This is a genomic window from Pelagivirga sediminicola (assembly GCF_003072125.1).
In the GTDB taxonomy this organism is placed as follows: domain Bacteria; phylum Pseudomonadota; class Alphaproteobacteria; order Rhodobacterales; family Rhodobacteraceae; genus Roseovarius; species Roseovarius sediminicola.
The window spans coordinates 444,230-461,916 of the sequence record NZ_QCYH01000001.1 but is presented as its reverse complement, the minus strand read 5'-3'; the positions used below and the strand labels follow the sequence as shown (position 1 = coordinate 461,916).

At 64.7% G+C, this 17,687-nt stretch carries 14 protein-coding genes and 1 tRNA gene; 7 read left to right on the top strand and 8 right to left on the bottom strand.

Annotated features, from left to right (window positions below; translation table 11 throughout):
* Positions 1–28 precede the first annotated feature (28 nt).
* Genes DC366_RS02150 through fabI form a run of 4 tightly spaced genes read right to left on the bottom strand, consistent with a single transcriptional unit; the run spans position 29 to position 3,176 of the window.
* Entirely contained in the window at positions 29–1,240 is a 1,212-nt protein-coding gene (locus DC366_RS02150) for an aminotransferase (protein ID WP_108690517.1), read from the bottom strand.
* A gap of 6 nt (positions 1,241–1,246) precedes the next feature.
* Entirely contained in the window at positions 1,247–1,747 is a 501-nt protein-coding gene (gene gpt / locus DC366_RS02145) for a xanthine phosphoribosyltransferase (protein ID WP_108690516.1), read from the bottom strand.
* A 15-nt stretch (positions 1,748–1,762) separates the two neighbouring features.
* Positions 1,763–2,359, bottom strand: a complete 597-nt coding sequence (locus tag DC366_RS02140; RefSeq protein WP_108690515.1) for a LysE family translocator — start codon at positions 2,357–2,359, stop codon at positions 1,763–1,765.
* 10 nt (positions 2,360–2,369) lie between these two features.
* Positions 2,370–3,176: an enoyl-ACP reductase FabI gene (gene fabI / locus DC366_RS02135; RefSeq protein ID WP_108690821.1), complete on the bottom strand. Its 807-nt coding sequence runs from the start codon at positions 3,174–3,176 to the stop codon at positions 2,370–2,372.
* 193 nt (positions 3,177–3,369) lie between these two features.
* On the opposite strand from fabI, the gene pdxH reads away from it, so the two are divergent.
* From pdxH to DC366_RS02110, 5 genes are all read left to right on the top strand, one after another.
* A complete protein-coding gene (pdxH, locus tag DC366_RS02130) occupies positions 3,370–3,975 on the top strand; it encodes a pyridoxamine 5'-phosphate oxidase (RefSeq protein WP_108690514.1) in 606 nt (201 codons plus the stop codon).
* 166 nt (positions 3,976–4,141) lie between these two features.
* Positions 4,142–4,648 carry a cold-shock protein gene (locus DC366_RS02125; protein WP_108690513.1) on the top strand — a complete coding sequence of 169 codons (507 nt, stop codon included), beginning with the start codon at positions 4,142–4,144 and terminating at the stop codon, positions 4,646–4,648.
* The gene (locus tag DC366_RS02120) at positions 4,645–5,115 is read left to right on the top strand and encodes a DUF192 domain-containing protein (RefSeq protein WP_108690512.1); all 471 of its coding nucleotides are present in this window, start codon (positions 4,645–4,647) and stop codon (positions 5,113–5,115) included. The genes DC366_RS02125 and DC366_RS02120 overlap by 4 nt, the downstream gene beginning before the upstream one ends.
* 105 nt (positions 5,116–5,220) lie before the next feature.
* A tRNA-Pro gene (locus DC366_RS02115) sits at positions 5,221–5,297 on the top strand.
* A gap of 619 nt (positions 5,298–5,916) precedes the next feature.
* Positions 5,917–9,597 (top strand): vitamin B12-dependent ribonucleotide reductase, encoded by a 3,681-nt coding sequence (locus DC366_RS02110; RefSeq protein WP_108690511.1) that lies wholly within the window; start codon positions 5,917–5,919, stop codon positions 9,595–9,597.
* 147 nt (positions 9,598–9,744) lie between these two features.
* Here the strand turns inward: DC366_RS02110 and DC366_RS02105 are convergent, their stop codons facing one another.
* The 4 genes from DC366_RS02105 to DC366_RS02090 form a co-directional block, all read right to left on the bottom strand.
* On the bottom strand, positions 9,745–12,876 hold the full coding sequence (locus DC366_RS02105; RefSeq protein ID WP_108690510.1) for an efflux RND transporter permease subunit: 3,132 nt from the start codon (positions 12,874–12,876) through the stop codon (positions 9,745–9,747).
* Positions 12,873–14,114, bottom strand: coding sequence for an efflux RND transporter periplasmic adaptor subunit (locus DC366_RS02100; RefSeq protein ID WP_108690820.1), 1,242 nt, complete (start codon positions 14,112–14,114; stop codon positions 12,873–12,875). Before DC366_RS02100 ends, DC366_RS02105 begins: the two co-directional genes overlap by 4 nt.
* Before the next feature lie 86 nt (positions 14,115–14,200).
* Entirely contained in the window at positions 14,201–14,962 is a 762-nt protein-coding gene (locus DC366_RS02095; RefSeq protein ID WP_165802826.1) for a SpoIIAA family protein, read from the bottom strand.
* 59 nt (positions 14,963–15,021) lie between these two features.
* On the bottom strand, positions 15,022–15,774 hold the full coding sequence (locus DC366_RS02090; RefSeq protein ID WP_165802825.1) for a TetR/AcrR family transcriptional regulator: 753 nt from the start codon (positions 15,772–15,774) through the stop codon (positions 15,022–15,024).
* Between the two features lie 129 nt (positions 15,775–15,903).
* On the opposite strand from DC366_RS02090, the gene DC366_RS02085 reads away from it, so the two are divergent.
* Positions 15,904–16,590, top strand: coding sequence for a helix-turn-helix domain-containing protein (locus tag DC366_RS02085; protein WP_207768646.1), 687 nt, complete (start codon positions 15,904–15,906; stop codon positions 16,588–16,590).
* Positions 16,580–17,653, top strand: a complete 1,074-nt coding sequence (locus tag DC366_RS02080; protein ID WP_108690507.1) for an extracellular solute-binding protein — start codon at positions 16,580–16,582, stop codon at positions 17,651–17,653. Before DC366_RS02085 ends, DC366_RS02080 begins: the two co-directional genes overlap by 11 nt.
* Positions 17,654–17,687 lie beyond the last annotated feature (34 nt).

Here is a 17,687-nt window from a genome sequence, read left to right as displayed (position 1 = left end):
TGGGGAAAATAACGGCTTTGGCGACTGTCTATGCGCTTGGACCCTTGGGGGCAAGGGGCCAGCCCGGCCCGTCCAGCGCCGCCAGCCGGTCCATGAGCGTCCCGATTCCGGCGCGGTCCACATTGGCAAAGGCGATGCGGAAATGCCGCGCGCCAGAGGCATCGCCCTCGGGCGTGAACATCGTGCCCGGCAGCAGCAGAACGCCCGCGTCCCGCACCAGCCGCGGGGCCAGCGCGTCCGAGCTTTCGGCAAAGGGATGCGCAAGATAGGCAAAATAGGCGCCCGCGCCCTTCAACTCCCATCCTTGGGCGGCAAGGCGGGGCATATGATCCGCGATTGCCGCGCGGCGATCGAGGATTTCGGCCCGCTCGCCCGCCAGCCATTGCGCAAGGTTCCGCATCCCCCAAAGCGCGCCGATCTGGCCCAGCTGGTTGGGGCAGATCGCGACGCAGTCGAGGAATTTCTCGGCCTCCGCCAGCCGCGCGGGCGACGCGACCAGCGCGCCGACGCGGTGGCCGGTCAGCCGGTAGGCCTTGGAGAAGGAATAAAGCTGGATCAGCGTGTCGTTCCAATCGGGATCGGTGAACAGATCATGCGGCGCGCCTGTGCGCGCGTCGAAATCGCGGTAGGTCTCATCGATGATCAGCACAATGCCGCGCTGGCGCGCCAGATCAAAGAAGGCGCGCACCAGATCGCTTGGATATTCCACGCCGCCGGGATTGTTGGGCGTGACCAGCACGATGGCGCGGGTGCGCGGCGTGATCAGCGACGCCGCCTGCTCGGGGTCGGGCAGAAGGCCGGCACCGGCGGGCAGGGGCACGGCGTGCAGGCCGGTCATGTCGCACCACATTTTATGGTTGAAATACCACGGCGTCGGGAGGATGACCTCGTCCCCCTCATCGCACAGCGCGGCAAGCGCGGCGCAGAAGGCCTGATTGCAGCCCGACGTGATGGCAACATTCCGCGCGCCGATCCGCCCGCCATAGGCCGCGCTCCACTGCGCGGCGACTTCGGCGCGCAGATCGTCCCGGCCCAGAACCGCGCCGTAAAGATGCGCGTCCGTTTCGTTCATTGCGGCGCCCGCGATGGCGGCGCGCAGGCCTTCGGGGGGGATTTGGGCGGGCGCCGCCTGACTGACATTGATCAGCGGGCGCTCTGCGGCAAAGGTGACCCCCTCCAGCCAGCGGCGGGCCTGCATCACCGGCGGGGCAAAGGCGTGGGATGTGCGCGTCATGGTCATGCTCTTTCACGTGCCGCGATAGGGCTGGACATATTGCAGCGCCAGATCCCAGGGAAAGAAGATCCACGTGTCCTGGCTGACCTCGGTGACGAAGCTGTCGACGCGGTCCTTGGCCATGGGTTTTGCATAAACGGTGGCGATATGCGCCTTGGGCATATGCGCGCGCACCACGTCCAGCGTGCGGCCCGTATCGACCAGATCGTCGACCACCAGAATACCGGTGCCGTCGCCGATGATCTCCATGTCCGGCGATTTCAGGATATGCGCCGCGCCTTGCGTCTGGTGGTCATAGCTCTTGACGCTGATCGTATCGACGGTGCGGATATCCAGCTCGCGCGCGACGATCATCGCGGGGGCCATGCCGCCGCGCGTGATGGCCACGACCGCGCGCCACGCGCCCGCGTCCGGCCCCTTGCCGTCCAGCCGCCATGCCAGCGCCCGCGCGTCGCGGTGCAGCTGGTCCCAGCTGACGTGAAAGCCTTTCTCGTGCGGCAGAGGCTCTTGCATGGGGGCTCCTTTGGGTCAGATCGCGATGCGGGCGGCCATGGCGCCCAAGAGGATCGCGGCGCCCCGGTCGAATTTAGATTTCAGGCGGATATATCCCGCGCGCATCGGCGCGGTGGTCAGGATCATGGTGGCCATGGCGTACCATGCCAGCTCCAGCGCCAGATGGTTGGTCAGGATCAGCGCGGAGGTGGTCCAGCCCAGATCGGCGGGCAGGATGGTGGAAAAGATCGAGCCGATGAAAAACACCAGCTTGGGGTTGGCCAGATTGGTGATCAGGCCCAGCCGGAAGCCCTGCGCGATGCCGGGCAGGGCGGTGTCCACCGGGCTGTCCGCCCCGCGCCAAAGGCCGATGGCGAGCCAGATCAGATAGGCGGCGCCGGCCAGTTTCAGCGCGGTATAGGCGGCGGGAACGGCGGCGAAGATGGCGCTGAGGCCCAGCATCGCCAGCGCAGACCACGCAATAGCGGCCAGCGACAGGCCCAGCCCGGTCATGAACCCGGCGCGCCGCCCGCCGATAAAGGACGAGCGGATCATCGCGATGAACGCAGGTCCGGGGCTGGCAAGGGCGCCAAGGATGGCCGCGTTGAAAAGCAGGAGCGTGGCCGCGTCCATGCTGCGCGCCTCAGGTGGCGTCGATATCAGGCGCGTCGACCGCCTTCATGCCGACCACGTGATAGCCCGCATCGACATGCAGGTTCTCGCCCGTCGTGCCGCTGCCCAGATCGCTGAGCAGGAACAAGGCGGCCTTGCCGACATCGTCGATGGTGACGTTGCGGCGCAGGGGCGAGTTCAGCTCGTTCCATTTCAGGATATAGCGGAAATCGCCGATACCGCTGGCGGCCAGCGTCTTGATCGGGCCGGCAGAGATGGCGTTGACGCGGATGCCGTCCTTGCCCAGATCCTCGGCGAGGTATTTGACCGACGCCTCCAGCGCGGCCTTGGCGATGCCCATGACGTTGTAATGCGGCATCACCTGCTCGGCGCCGTAATAGGTGAGGGTCAGCATGGCGCTGCCGTCCCCCATCAGCTTTTCGGCGCGCTTGGCCACGGCGGTGAAGCTGTAGCAGCTGACATCCATCGTGTTCAGGAAATTCTCGCGGCTGGTGTCGATATAGCGGCCGCGCAATTCGTTCTTGTCGGAAAAGCCGATGGCGTGGACCAGGAAATCAATCTTGCCCCAGACGCGCTCGACCTCGGCAAAGGCCGCGTCGATTGACGCCGGATCGGACACGTTGCAATCGATCATAACGTCCGAGCCCAGCGATTTCGCCAGCGGCTCGACCCGTTTCTTGAATGCGTCGCCCATGTAGGTAAATGCCAGCTCGGCGCCCGCGTCGGCGCAGGCCTGCGCGATGCCCCAGGCGATGGATTTGTCATTGGCAAGGCCCATGATCAGCCCGCGCTTGCCCGCCATAAGAGTGTTTGACATGTCCATTTCCTGCCGCAAATTCGATATGTCCCTGACCTTTATGCGATTGGCCGGAGTGCATCAAGTGTTGCCGTGCGGACTTGTCGCACCCCGCGCGCGCCTCATCTCGCCGCGCTGCGGCGTGATGTGCCGTTGCACATGGGCGCCTTGCGGGCCACATTGCGCGCGCGGCACTGCAAAGGGGCGACAGGAAATGAGTGACAGGACCGGAATTTTCAAAGGCGACGATCCGTTCCAGATCGCGCGCGACTGGCTGGCCGAGGCCGAGACCAGCGAGCCGAACGATCCCAATGCGATCGCGCTGGCCACGGTGGATGCGGATGGCCTGCCCAACATGCGCATGGTGCTGCTGAAGGAAATCGCGAACGATGGTTTCGTCTTCTACACCAATTACGACAGCGCCAAGGGGCAGGAGCTGGCCGCCACCGGCAAGGCCGGGTTTGTCATGCACTGGAAGAGCCTGCGCCGCCAGGTCCGCGTGCGCGGCACCGTCTTGCGGCAGGACGGGCCTGAGGCGGATGCCTATTATGCCTCGCGCTCGCTGAAAAGCCGGCTGGGCGCCTGGGCGTCGCAGCAGTCGCGCCCGCTGTCCAGCCGCGGCGCATTGATGGCCGAGGTCGCCAAGGTCTCGGCCCGCCACGGACTGAACCCGCCGCGCCCGCCCTTCTGGGGCGGCTTCAAGATCACCCCGGTCGAGATCGAGTTCTGGGCCGATGGCGATTACCGCCTGCATGACCGGTTCCGCTGGCGCCGGTCCGGCCCCCAGGCGGCTTGGGAGATCGCGCGCCTCAATCCCTGAGCGCAGCGGGCGCAAAATTCGGCGTGGCTGTCGCGACGTCATGCGTGACGTCGGCCATATTTGGCCGGTGGCGCGTATGGGGGCGATGGACGCGGCGCATTGTGCGCTATAGTAAGCATTGCACAAAACCAAGGAGTTTTGAGGTATCAGCGCACGAAGAGGTATCATGGCCGAGCGGGTCCGGGGGCGTGTAAAGTGGTTTGATCCCGTCAAGGGATTTGGATTCGTGCTGTCTGAAAGTGGTGGCAGCGACATCTTGCTGCACGCTAATGTCCTGCGCAATTTCGGTCAAAGCTCGGTCGCCGATGATGCGATCATCGAGCTGGACGTGCAGCAGACCGACCGCGGGATTCAGGCCACGGCCGTCTACCACATCGATCCACCACGTGCAGACGACGCGCCCGGTCTGGCGGATTTTGACGACATCGATCCCGAAATCCTGCGCGCCGCCCCGCTGCTGCCTGCGCGGGTCAAATGGTTTGACAAGGCAAAGGGATTCGGATTTGCCAATACATTCGGCGAGCCTGGCGACGTGTTCATTCATGTCGAGATCCTGCGCCGCTCCGGTCTGGCCGATCTGCAACCGGGCGAGGCGCTGGCGATCCGGGTGATCGAGGGCAAGCGCGGGCGCATGGCGACCGAAGTGAACGGATGGGAGACGGCACTCAAATGAAACGTTTTCTCGGGGCGCTCGCCCTCGGTGCGCTGGCTGCGGGCGCCGCGCTGGCCGAGCCTGCCTGCCGCGACGACGAGGTTCTGCTGCGCGGCGACTGGGGGCAGGCGCGCTTTACCATCGAGCTGGCCGATGACGAGGCCGAGCGCGCGCAGGGCTTGATGCACCGCGAATCCCTGCCGCAGGGCGCCGGGATGCTGTTCGTCTACCCGGAGGCGCGCAGCGTCGGGTTCTGGATGAAGAACACGCTGATCCCGCTCGACATGATCTTCATCGACGCGACCGGCACGGTGGCGCGGGTTCACTCCAACGCGACGCCCGGCGATCTGAACCCGATCATGGGCGGCTCGGACGTCAAGGCGGTGCTGGAAATCAACGGCGGCTTGGCCGAGCGCATGGGAATCGCCCCCGGCACCCAGCTGCGCCATCCGGCCTTCGCCGCAGAGCGCGCCGGCTGGGGCTGCTGAGCGCGGCCGCCAGCCTGCGGCGCGGATTTGCCGCCCCTCGGCGCAGAAACACGGCTTTGGGGCTTTTCCTTTGGCGCGAATATGCGTAATGGGTGCGCCATGGTTCGGGGCGTGGCGCAGTCTGGTAGCGCACCTGTTTTGGGTACAGGGGGTCGTGAGTTCGAATCTCGCCGCCCCGACCATTTCCACCCAAGCGCACATATTTCCCATGATCCGCAGTTTGCGACACGCGCGCGCCCGCCCGCGGCGGCAGCATTACGCTTGTCTGTGGCTTGTTTGCACAGCGCGGCGGCGGGCAGCGAAAAATAATTTCATGCGCAGGCTGCCATCCCGGAGCGCCGCCTGCGGCGGGGGATAACCCGCCCGTCGCGCTGACGTCGCGGCATGTAACCCCGCCAAAAATCAGCGCAATCGAAACCCTCGGCCCCATTGCGGCCGCTAGCCTGCCGCTTGTGGATTATGCTGTGCATGAATCGGGCGGCGCGCCGCGAGAGCGCGGGCGGCGCAAAGGTCAACTCAAAAGCGACCGGATTTACCTTAATTTTCCGTTGACGCCTTGGGGCGAAATGCGTCAGGTTGTGCAGGCCGGGCGCGGGGCCACAAGATGTAGTGGCCTGCGCGCGCGGTGGACCATTCTCAGGACAGCGCCGGATAACCGGGCTACCAGCGCGCATTTCATCTTGGTGTCGCGGCGTGTGCGGGTGAGATGTGTCCACGGCAAGAATGAACGCATGGGCGCGGAACGGCGTGGCCGGCACGGATGAAAACAGCAAAATTCCCCATCGGGCGAGAGGCAGTGACATGAAAATCGACAGAAAATTCACGAAGGCAGGCCAGGACGCATATGCGGAGCTGGAGTTCGTCACGACCTCCTCCGAGATCCGCAATCCGAACGGCACTTCGGTCTTCAAGCTGGATAATGTCGAGGTGCCCGCCGGTTGGAGCCAGGTCGCAAGCGACGTGATCGCGCAGAAGTATTTCCGCAAGGCAGGCGTTCCCGTGCGGCTGAAAAAGGTCAAGGAAAAGGGGGTTCCGGAATTCCTGTGGCGCTCGGTCCCCGATGGCAAGGACGTGGAAACCACCGGCGAGACCTCCGCGCGGCAGGTGTTTGACCGTCTTGCGGGCGCCTGGGCCTATTGGGGCTGGAAGGGCGGCTATTTCACCGACGAATCGGACGCGCAGGCCTATTTCGACGAGATGCGCGTGATGCTGGCCCGCCAGATGGGCGCGCCCAACAGCCCGCAATGGTTCAACACCGGCCTGCACTGGGCCTACGGGATCGACGGGCCGGGGCAGGGGCACTACTATGTCGACTACCAGACCGGCAAGCTGACCAAGTCCACCAGCGCCTATGAGCATCCGCAGCCGCATGCCTGCTTCATCCAGTCCGTTGCCGACGATCTGGTCGGCGATGGCGGTATCATGGATCTGTGGGTGCGCGAGGCGCGGCTGTTCAAGTATGGCTCGGGCACCGGCACCAACTTCTCCTCCCTGCGCGCGGCGAACGAGCCGCTGTCGGGCGGCGGCAAATCCTCGGGCCTGATGGGCTTCCTCAAGATCGGTGACCGCGCGGCGGGCGCGATCAAGTCGGGCGGCACCACGCGCCGCGCGGCGAAGATGGTCATCTGCGACGCCGACCATCCCGATATCGAGGAATTCATCAACTGGAAGGTCAAGGAAGAGCAGAAGGTCGCCAGCATCGTCGCAGGCAGTAAAATGCACGAGGCCAAGCTGAACGACATCTTCGCCGCGATCCGCGCCTGGGATGGCAGCCTGGAGGATTCGGTCGATCCCAAGAAGAACGCAGGGCTGAAGGAGGCCATCCACGGCGCCAAGAAATGCGCGATCCCCGAAACCTACGTCAAGCGCGTGCTGGACTACGCCAAGCAGGGCTATGACAGCATCGAGTTCCCGACCTACGACACCGATTGGGACAGCGAGGCCTACGCCTCCGTCTCGGGCCAGAACTCCAACAACTCGATCCGCGTCACCGATGCGTTCCTGAAGGCCGTCAAGGACGATGCCGACTGGGCGCTGCTGAACCGCACCGACGGATCGGTTGCCAAGACGATCAAGGCGCGCGATCTGTGGGAAGATGTCGGCCACGCCGCATGGGCCTGCGCCGATCCGGGCATCCAGTATCACGACACCGTCAACGCGTGGCATACCTGCCCCGAGGATGGCGAGATCCGCGGCTCGAACCCATGCTCGGAATACATGTTCCTGGACGACACCGCCTGCAACCTTGCCTCGATGAACCTGCTGAAATTCTACGACGATGGCCGGTTTGACGCCGAAGCCTACATGCACGCCTCGCGCCTGTGGACCGTCACGCTGGAGATTTCAGTGATGATGGCGCAGTTCCCGTCCAAGGAGATCGCGCAGCGCAGCTATGATTTCCGCACGCTGGGTCTGGGATACGCCAATATCGGCGGGCTGCTGATGAATATGGGCCTGGGCTATGACTCGGGTGAGGGCCGCGCGCTGGCCGGTGCGCTGAGCGCGATCATGACCGGGGTCAGCTACGCCACATCCGCCGAAATAGCGGGCGAGCTGGGCGCCTTCGCCGGCTACAAGCGCAACGCGGATCACATGCTGCGGGTCATCCGCAACCACCGCACTGCCGCCTATGGCAAATCAGACGGGTACGAGGCGCTGGCGGTCAAACCCGTCCCGCTCGACCATGCCGGGTGCCCCGACAGCCGACTGGTCGAACTGGCCATGTCCAGCTGGGACGAGGCGCTGCGCCTGGGCGAGATGCACGGATACCGCAACGCGCAGAGCACCGTCATCGCGCCCACCGGCACGATCGGTCTGGTCATGGATTGCGACACGACAGGGATCGAGCCGGACTTCGCGCTGGTCAAGTTCAAGAAGCTTGCGGGCGGCGGATATTTCAAGATCATCAACCAATCGGTGCCTGCCGCCCTCGAAATGCTGGGCTATGGCAGCGCGCAGATCGAAGAGATCATCAGCTATGCCGTCGGCCACGGCACCATCGGCAACGCGCCGGGGATCAACCACACCTCGCTGATCGGTCACGGCTTTGGCCCGAACGAGCTGGCCAAGGTGGACGCGGCGCTGGGATCTGCGTTCGACATCCGTTTCGTGTTCAACCAGTGGACGCTGGGCCTTGAGTTCTGCACAAATGTGCTGGGCATCCCCGAGGCCAAGCTGAACGATCCGGCCTTCGATCTGCTGGCGCATCTGGGCTACAGCCGCGCCGATATCGAGGCGGCGAACGACCATGTCTGCGGCACCATGACGCTGGAGGGCGCGCCCTATCTCAAGACCGAGCATTACAGCGTCTTCGACTGCGCCAACCCCTGCGGCAAGAAGGGCACCCGTTACCTCAGCGTGAACAGCCACATCACCATGATGGCCGCCGCGCAAAGCTTCATCTCGGGCGCGATCTCCAAAACGATCAACATGGCCAACGACGCCACGATCGAGGATTGCCAGAAAGCGTACGAGCTGTCTTGGTCCCTCGGGGTCAAGGCCAACGCGCTTTATCGCGACGGCTCGAAACTCAGCCAGCCGCTGGCATCGGCGCTGGTCGAGGATGACGACGACGCGGCCGAGGTGCTGGAAAGCGGCTCGAACCACGAAAAGGCCGCCGTTCTGGCCGAAAAGATCGTCGAGAAGATCGTGATCAAGGAGGTCAACAAGTTCCAGCGCGACAAGATGCCGGAGCGCCGCAAAGGTTATACCCAGAAGGCGATCATCGGCGGGCACAAGGTTTACTTGCGCACCGGCGAATATGCCGACGGCCAGCTGGGCGAGATCTTCATCGACATGCACAAGGAAGGCGCGGGTTTCCGCGCGATGATGAACAATTTCGCCATCGCCGTCAGCGTCGGCCTGCAATACGGCGTGCCGCTGGAGGAGTTCGTCGATGCCTTCACCTTCACCAAGTTCGAGCCCTCGGGCATGGTGCAGGGCAATGACAGCATCAAGAACGCGACCTCGATCCTTGACTACATCTTCCGCGAGTTGGCGGTCAGCTATCTGGACCGCACCGATCTGGCGCATGTCAAGCCCGAGGGCCACAGCTTTGACGATCTGGGCCGCGGCGAAGAGGAAGGCGTGCGCAACATCACCGAGATGAGCGAGGCGGCCGCCACGAAATCGCTCGAAGTGCTCAAGCAGATCAGCTCGACGGGGTATCTGCGAAAGCGGCTTCCGCAGGAGCTCTATGTGCTGAACGGCGGGCAGGCGTTTGCGGCGCAGGCCGGCGGCGATCCGGTCAGCAGCCTTCAGACGCTGGTGCCCGAAACGGCGATGGGCACGATGACCGCGACCACCGCATCGGCCACCACGGCCACGTTCAGCGCCACGTCCACCTCCATGGACGCACGCGTCAAGGCCAAGATGCAAGGCTACGAGGGCGAAGCCTGCGGCGATTGCGGCAACTACACGCTGGTGCGCAACGGCACCTGCATGAAGTGCAACACCTGCGGCGCGACCAGCGGGTGCAGCTGAGGGATTGAGGGGTGGGGACCGGTGTTAGAGCACCGATCCCCGGCCTGGTCTCTCGCATTGGCCCGCCAATGGAAACACGAGGAACGATGCCAAAACCATCCGGGGGCGTCCATGCGGCGTCCCCGTTTCTTTGCAAGCATCCTTGCGTCACGCCGATTGCTGCGCGCCGATATCGGGCGCAGGGTCGGCGCGGCGCGCCTTCTTCTCGCCCAGCATCAGCATCGCGGGGGTGACGATCAGCGTCAGAACGGTGGCGATCACGAGGCCCCCGGCGATGGCCGAGCTGAGCTCGGTCCACCATTGCGTGGAAGGGGCGCCGTAGACGATTTCGCGCGTGAAGAAATTCAGGTTCACGCCGATCACCATGGGCATCAGTCCAAGCGCCGTCGTCACGGAGGTCAGCACCACGGGGCGCAGACGCTGCGCGCCGGTGCGCAAGGCGGCCTCAAGCGGGGACAGGCCCGCCTTTTTCAGATCGTTGTAGGTGTCGATCAGGACGATGTTGTTGTTGACCACGATTCCGGCCAGCGCGATCACTCCGATTCCGCCCATGACCACGCCGAAAGGGCGGCCGGTGACGATCAGGCCGAAAAGGACGCCCGCGATCGAAAAGACGATGGCACTCATCACGATGAACGCCTGGTAGAAGCTGTTGAACTGGATCACCAGGATGATGAACATCAGGAAGATCGCGGTGATGAACGCGCCGATCAGGAAGGTCATCGCGTCGGTCTGGTCCTGCGCCTCGCCGGCAAAGCTGGCCTCGGCGCCGGCGGGCAGATCCATCGCGTCGATCGCCGATTGCAGCGCCGTGACCTGATCGTTGACCAGCACGCCGGGGGCGACATTCGCCTCGATGGTGATGACGCGGCGCTGATCGACGCGGGTGATGGTGCCGCTGCGGGGCGACGGCTCGAACGTGACGAAATTCGAGATCGGGACAAGGCCAGTCGATGTCGGAACGCGCAAGCTTTGCAGCTCTTCCAGCGTGCGCTCGTCGGCGGGGAAGCGCACGTTGATGTCGACCGTTCCGTCGGCGCCGTCGGGGCGGTAATCGGCGACGGTGATCCCGCGCGTCAGCAGCTGGACCGCCTGCCCAAGGGTCGAGACATCGGCGCCAAAGCGCGCGGCCTCGGAGCGGTCCGCGATGATGCGCCATTCGACGCCGGGCAGGGGGCGCGTGTCGGTGACATCGGTGAATCCGCCGATCTCGGTCATCGCGGCGCGGATTTTTTCGACCGCGCCTGCCTGGGCCTCGGGATCGCGGGCGAGCACGCGCAGGTTGATCGGCTTGCCGGTCGAGGGCCCTTGCGAGGCCGTCTGCACCTGCACGTCGATACCGGGAATGGCGGTCATCTCGGCGCGGATCTCCTCGCCGATCTCCTCGGCGGTGCGGCGCGTGTTCCATTCGGTGAATTCGATCTGCACCGTGCCGATCAGGTCCGCCGTATCGCGGTTCGACCCGCCGGTGCGGGCATAGACCGAGGCGATCTCGTCATAGTCGAAAAGGCGCTCTTCGACCCGGCGCACCAGCGCGTCCTTCTCGAAGATCGAGAAATTGTCGCGCGCGCGCACCTGCACTTGGGCAAAATCCGGCTCGATCGAGGGGAAAAAGCTGATGCCGGTGCCGAACTGGCCATAGGCGCCGAAACCGGCCAGCAGAAAGGTTACGGCCATCAGCAGCGTCGCCCAGGGGCGCAGGATCGCGAATTGCAATAGCTTGACATAGCCGCCGGTGAACCCGCCCAGGTCGCGCGGATCGCCCTTTTCGGCGGCGTGCAGCGTCGCCTTGTCCTTGGCCGACTGGGGCGGCTTCTTGCCGATGAGGCCGCCCACGACGGGGATGAAGATCAGCGCCATGAACAGCGATGCGGTCAGCGTCAGGATCACGGTGATGGGCAGGAACTTCATGAATTCGCCCACGATGCCGGACCAGAACAGAAGCGGAAAGAACACCGACAGCGTTGTCGCGGTCGATGCGATGATCGGCCAGGCCATGCGCTTGGCCGCGAAGGTATAGGCGGCCTTGGGCGCGTCGCCCTCCTGCAGGCGGCGATCGGCCAACTCGGTCGTGACGATGGCGCCGTCAACCAGCATCCCCACCACAAGGATCAGCGAGAAGAGCACGACAAGGTTCATCGTGTAGCCCATGAACCAAAGCGCCGTGACACCAGCCAGAAACGCACCCGGAATCGCAAGGCCGACCAGCAACGCCGAGCGGATGCCAAGCGCCCAGACGATCACGATCATCACCAGGATCACGGCGGCGATGACATTGGCCTCCAGATCGCTGAGCATGGTTTCGACCTGCTCGCTTTCGTCCTGCATGTAGGCAATTGTGACGCTCTCGGGCCAATCGGCCTGCGCCTGCGTGATCAGCGCGCGCACGGCTTCGACCGTTTCGATGATGTTGGCCCCGACCCGTTTCTTGACCTCCAGCGCCAGCGCGGGCTGTCCGTCGATGCGGGCAAAGCCGGTGGGATCCTCGAACGTGCGCCGCACCGTCGCCACGTCGCCGAAGGTGACAACCGTGTCGCCGCGCACCTTCACGGGCAGGTTCATCACGTCCTCGACATCCTCGATCAGGCCCGGCACCTTCAGCACGATCCGCCCCGCGCCGTTTTCGATGGCGCCCGCCGCGATCAGACGGTTGTTGCGGTTGATCTGGCCGATCAGCTCCTCGAAACTGATGTTGTAGGTCTCGAAAACGGTGGGGTCGATCAGCACCTCCAGCAGCTCGTCGCGCGCGCCGCCGACATCGACCTCCAGCACACCGTTGAGCGCCTCGATCCGGTCCGACAGATCCTCGGACAGCGAATTGAGCGTGCGTTCGGGCACGGGGCCGGACAGGATGACCGTGAGGATCGGGAAAAGCGCGGTGTTGATCTCGGTCACGACCGGATCGGTGGCATCATCGGGCAGTTCGGGCTCGGCGCGGTCGACGCGCTCGCGGACCTTGTTCAGCGCCTCCTCGGCGTCAAACCCGGGGTCGAATTCCAGCTGCACGCTGGCATAGCCCTCGCCGGCGTGGGCGGTCATTTTCTCGAGCCCGGCAATCGCGCTCAGCTCGGTTTCCATCGGGCGGACCAGCAGGCGCTCGGAATCCTCCGGCGAGATGCCGTCGAGCGTGGTGGAGACATAGAAGATCGGGATCGGGATCTCGGGCGAGCTTTCCTTGGGGATGGTGATATAGGCGTAGGTGCCGACGGCAAGGACCATGATCAGGGCCATCACCACGACGCGGCTGCGGCTGAAGGCGGCGTCGATGAGACCGTTCATTGAATCGCCTCCGCGTCATCGCCTTCGTCGCCGCCCGCTCCGGTGATCTGGCCGCTGGCATCGCTGCGGGTTTCCAGATCGGGCGCGCCGGGCACCGGCGCCTGCCGGCCGGGATCGTCGCCGTCGGTTTCGGGCTGGGGATCGACAGTCTCGCCGTCATTCACGAATCCCTGGCCGATCGAGATGATCTGCGCCTCTTCGGGCAGTCCCGACACCCAGATGCCGTCCGTCTGCGCGCGCACGATGTCGATCGCGTGAAACTCCACGACATTGCTGTCATTGACCGTCTTGATCCCCAGCGTGCCGTCCGTGTCCAGCGACAGGATCGCGGGCGAGACGAAATGAGCCGACGCCTTGCCCGTCGGGATGCGCAGCCTCGCGCTGATCCCGGCGGGGATCGCGCCATCGTCGTTCGCCACCTTGACCTCGGCCAGGAAGGTGCGCGTTTCGGTATCGGCGCTGGTGCCGACGAAGGTGACTTCGCCTTGCCCTTCCGCGCCGGTGATAAAGGACACCTCGGCGCTCTGGCCGGGCTTGATGTCGGCGCGCGCCTGCTGCGGGATCTGAATGCGGATCGTCAGCGGCGTGTTGTCCACGATGCGGCCCACATCGGCGCCGGTCGATATGAACTCGCGCGTTTCGATGTCCAGCGTTTCAAGCCGCCCGGAGAAGGGCGCGCGGATCTCGGTGTTCTTGATCGCCTCCTCGGCCGAGCTGACGCCGGCCCGGGCCGCGGCCAGTGTCGCGCGCGCCTGCGCGACGCGGTCCACTGTTGCGACGCCGCGCTCGACCAGCTCGCTGGCGTTGTCGAACTCTCGCTGGGCGCGGCTCAGCTCTTCGCGGGCGCGCTCAAGATCGGAGCGGCGCGCGGCGGTGTCGAGCCGCGCGATGACCTGACCGGCCTCCAGATCGGCGCCCTTGTCGACCAGCAGCTCGGCGATCTGGCCGGATGTCTCGGCGCGGATAAGGGTGTCGCGTGCCGGCAACGCCTGGCCCTCGGCGACGAAGACCTGCTCGATCTGCTCGGCGGCCGAGCGGCGGACCGCAACGGTCACCGCCTTGCGCGTGACCGGTCCCGTCGCGGGGCCCGACGTGTCAGGCGAGGGCAGGATATATCCGCTGCCCATCCAGGCGATGATCGCCGCGGCAAGACCGCCCGCCACCCATCTGGAGCGGGACGAGCCCTTGTCGCTGTCGAATTCGAGGCGCTCGCGCCCGCCATTGCTGGCATCGGTCATCGTCTGGTCTCCTTCGGGCAGGGGCCCTTGCGGGCGCGCGCCCTTTCGGATTGTCGGTCGGAATTGTCCGCGGCGCCGCCATGCGGTCAGCTGCGGCGCGCCCAAGCCCACGCGGCGTCCTCGTCAGAGGCGTCGAAGAGGCGCATCTCGAACGGCATCATCGCCGCCACGGAGCGCACCATCGTCGCCATCCAACCGGGCGCGCCGATGATCGCATAGCGCCCGACATGCGTGATCGCGCCGAATTTGACGCCCATGAAGGCGCCGTCCATCAGGATCGACGGATCAAAGCCCTCATAGCTCTTGATCCGCACAAGAAGGTCAATCTTCTTGCCGTCCTCAAGATAGGGCTCAAGCGGGGCCATCACGCTTCTTGCGTCCTCGGCGGTGATCGCGCCATCCACCTCAAAGGCGAGCAGCCCGTCCGAGCCGTCCTCCAGCAGCGTCATGCCGCGGCCCGAGCCCGCCGCCGGGCGGGCAGGCAGGTCCGACGCGAACGCTTCGGCCGCCGCCACCTCGGTCGAGGCGAAACATTTCATCTCGATCATCGGCAGGACGGGATCGATCCATTTCAAGAGCGCGCCGAAAGCCTGAAGATCGCTGACCAGCGCCATTCTGGCGATTTTCGACCACTGCGTCAGCAGGCCGAATTCAAATTTCATGTCCTCGGCAATCGCGTCTGCGGTGATGTCGCTCCAGTTTTCGGCGCGCACGATCAGGCCCAGCGGGCCGTCCCCCTTCAGCACCGGCGTCAGCTCGCGCTCCATCGTCTCGATATCGGATTTCTCCAGCACACCTTCCAGCGTCAATTCGTAAACGTCCGGCTTGAGTTCCCTGATCTTGATCATCGTCATCTCCCTTGCGTCTGTTAATGAACATGCGCGCTGCATGCAGGTTCCACGGTGCGTCAGCCATCGACGATGGCGCGCAGCATCAGCCGGTATTCATGCGGATTGGACAGGGCAATGCTGCCCCCCGGCAGGCCCAGAAGGCGGTCCATCAGTGCGCCTTCGGCGATCATCCGGCTATCCAGAATGTCCGTCCCGGCGTCCGTGTCCCCGGCCTCGGCGGCGCGCACCGCCTGCTGGATGACCGCGCGGCGGCCATGTGCGCAGGCCAGGATCGTCTCGACCGCAAGGTCGATCTGGGGCACGTCAAAGCATCCCTCGGCGACGCCGTCGGCAATCATGTCGCGCAGGACGGGCGCGGCGGCAGCGGCGGAGGCGGCTGATATGCGCTGAAACAGCACCTCGTTGCCGGGCTGCAGCATCGCGCCGAGAATAAACTTCATCTGCGGCGCGCGCGCGGCCTTCCAGCGGCTCGTTTCGGCCAGAAACGCGTTGAACCGCGTCAGCGCATCGCCTGCCGCGAGGGCGCGTGCGACATCCGCGGCCTTCAGCGCCTCGCGCGTGAAACGCTCGACCACACCGTCGAGCAGATCCTCCTTGGCGGTGAAGTGATGATAGAATCCGCCCTTGGAAATACCGGCCTCGGCCAGCACGTCGGCAATCGTCACGTCGTCCCAGCCGCGGGCAAAGAACAACCGCTGCGCCGCATCCAGCAGCTGCGCACGCCGCATTTCCGGCGGCATGCGCGTGCGCTTGGCGCCGCTCTGGGTCTTGGGTTCCGCATTGTCCGAGATGGCCTGCCTTTCTACCAACCGACCGTCGGTATGTAGTGGGCGGCCGCTGGATGTCAAGGCACGCAATGCGGATGGAAAAACAACCATTGAACTTTTGTTCTGTCTTACTTAACGTTTGTTAAGTGCCGTGCCGCGATGGGGGGAAATGTGGAGCTGCAACCGACACCCGAGATGCGTCCCGATGACGACCAGGCCCATGCGCTGGTCGCGGACCGCCTGCGCAAGCTGCGCAAGGCCAACGGGCTGTCCTTGCGGCAACTGGCCGACGCGATCGGCACCTCGGCCAGCTTTCTCAGCCAGCTGGAGCGCGGCCTGACCGGCGCCAGCACGTCCACGCTGATCCGCATCGCCGATTGCTATGGCACCAGCATTTCCGAGCTCTTCGACGAATCGGGCGTCAGCGACCGCCATCCGATCATGCGCAAACACGAACGCCCGGTGCTTCAGGCGATGCACGGCCAGAAAAAGGCGCTGCTGTCGCGCCGCCCGCTGACCCAGTTCGAGACCTATGTCGCGCAGTTCCAGCCCGGCGGCTCGACCGGGGACGAGCCCTATACCCACGGCGCCTCCAGCGAGATGCTGGTCGTGCTGAAAGGGGCGGTATCGCTGACGCTGGACGACCGGCAATTCGCGATGGAAGAGGGCGATTGCGCCGAATACCAAAGCTCGGTCCCCCACCGCGTGGTGAATACGGGGGCCGATATGGCGGAGGTGATGTTCATCATCTCGCCGCCGACATCAACCGCCAAGCAGTTGCAGAACTATGGCAACGATGGCGGCGCACAGGATTCCGAGACGACAACTGACCAAGGGAGTAGGTCCAATGAAGATTGATTTTCTAACGCGTAGCGCGCTTGCCGTCGCCCTGATTTCGGGCGGCGCGGCACTGGCGCAGGATGGCCCCGTTGCGGGCGACGTGGCCGAGGGCTCGCTGGAGGGCGAGACGCTGACCTTCGTGTCCTATGGCGGCATCTATCAGGACGGGCAGACGGCATCGCTGCAGCCCTTCGTCGAGAAATCGGGCGTCGAGCTTTATTCGGACGGCCCCACCTCGCTGGCCAAGCTGCAGGCGCAGGTCGAGGCCGGCAACGTCATGTGGGATGTGGTCGATACCGGCGATTTCCTGCCTTACGTGCATTGCGGCACGTTGTTCCAGAAGCTCGATTTCAGCAAGATCGACACCTCCAACATCCCCGAAGGCCAGGTTGGCGAATGCAGCGTTCCGGCGATGAACTACGGCGTTCTTCTGGTCTATAATGCCGACAAGTACGGCGACAACCCGCCCACCGGCTGGGCCGATTTCTTTGATACCGAGAAATTCCCCGGCACCCGCGCCATGCCCGGCTATGCCGAGCCGAACGGCTATATCGTCGAGGTGGCGCTGCTGAACGCGGGCGTGACCAAGGAGGACATGTTCCCCACCGATGTCGACCTTGCGCTGGACCAGTATCGCGCGATCCGCGACAATCTGATCCTGTGGCAGACCGGCGCCGAGTCCCAGCAGATCATCGAGGCGGGCGAGGCCGACATGGTCATCGCATGGTCGGGCCGCGCGCTGGCCGCCGTCAAGAACGGCGCCAATTACGAGCCGGTCTGGAATGACTGGGTCGTGGTGATGGACCAGCTGACCATCCCCGTCGGCGTCAAGAACCCCGATGCCGCACATGCGCTGATCAACGCCGCCATCGGCAAGCAGGCGCAGGAGACGCTGACCGAGCAGACATCCTATTCGCCGATCCACATGGGCGCAGAGCCGCAAGTGGACGAGCTGACGGCGAAATGGCTGACCAACTCGCCCGAGCGGATCGCCCAAGGCTATCTTCAGAACGTGCCGTACTGGGTCGAGAACTACGAGGCCCTGTCGGAAAAATGGGCCGAGTTCATCGCGGGCTACTGACCTAAGCCATGCCAGATGCCCCGGCCCGGTTCTA

What these genes read in the sequence shown, in the direction of transcription:
- DC366_RS02150 (WP_108690517.1), bottom strand. Translation starts at nt 1,240, where the DNA reads ATGACCATGACGCGCACATCCCACGCCTTTGCCCCGCCGGTGATGCAG.
- gpt (WP_108690516.1), bottom strand. Translation starts at nt 1,747, where the DNA reads ATGCAAGAGCCTCTGCCGCACGAGAAAGGCTTTCACGTCAGCTGGGAC.
- DC366_RS02140 (WP_108690515.1), bottom strand. Translation starts at nt 2,359, where the DNA reads ATGGACGCGGCCACGCTCCTGCTTTTCAACGCGGCCATCCTTGGCGCC.
- fabI (WP_108690821.1), bottom strand. Translation starts at nt 3,176, where the DNA reads ATGTCAAACACTCTTATGGCGGGCAAGCGCGGGCTGATCATGGGCCTT.
- pdxH (WP_108690514.1), top strand. Translation starts at nt 3,370, where the DNA reads ATGAGTGACAGGACCGGAATTTTCAAAGGCGACGATCCGTTCCAGATC.
- DC366_RS02125 (WP_108690513.1), top strand. Translation starts at nt 4,142, where the DNA reads ATGGCCGAGCGGGTCCGGGGGCGTGTAAAGTGGTTTGATCCCGTCAAG.
- DC366_RS02120 (WP_108690512.1), top strand. Translation starts at nt 4,645, where the DNA reads ATGAAACGTTTTCTCGGGGCGCTCGCCCTCGGTGCGCTGGCTGCGGGC.
- DC366_RS02110 (WP_108690511.1), top strand. Translation starts at nt 5,917, where the DNA reads ATGAAAATCGACAGAAAATTCACGAAGGCAGGCCAGGACGCATATGCG.
- DC366_RS02105 (WP_108690510.1), bottom strand. Translation starts at nt 12,876, where the DNA reads ATGAACGGTCTCATCGACGCCGCCTTCAGCCGCAGCCGCGTCGTGGTG.
- DC366_RS02100 (WP_108690820.1), bottom strand. Translation starts at nt 14,114, where the DNA reads ATGACCGATGCCAGCAATGGCGGGCGCGAGCGCCTCGAATTCGACAGC.
- DC366_RS02095 (WP_165802826.1), bottom strand. Translation starts at nt 14,962, where the DNA reads ATGATCAAGATCAGGGAACTCAAGCCGGACGTTTACGAATTGACGCTG.
- DC366_RS02080 (WP_108690507.1), top strand. Translation starts at nt 16,580, where the DNA reads ATGAAGATTGATTTTCTAACGCGTAGCGCGCTTGCCGTCGCCCTGATT.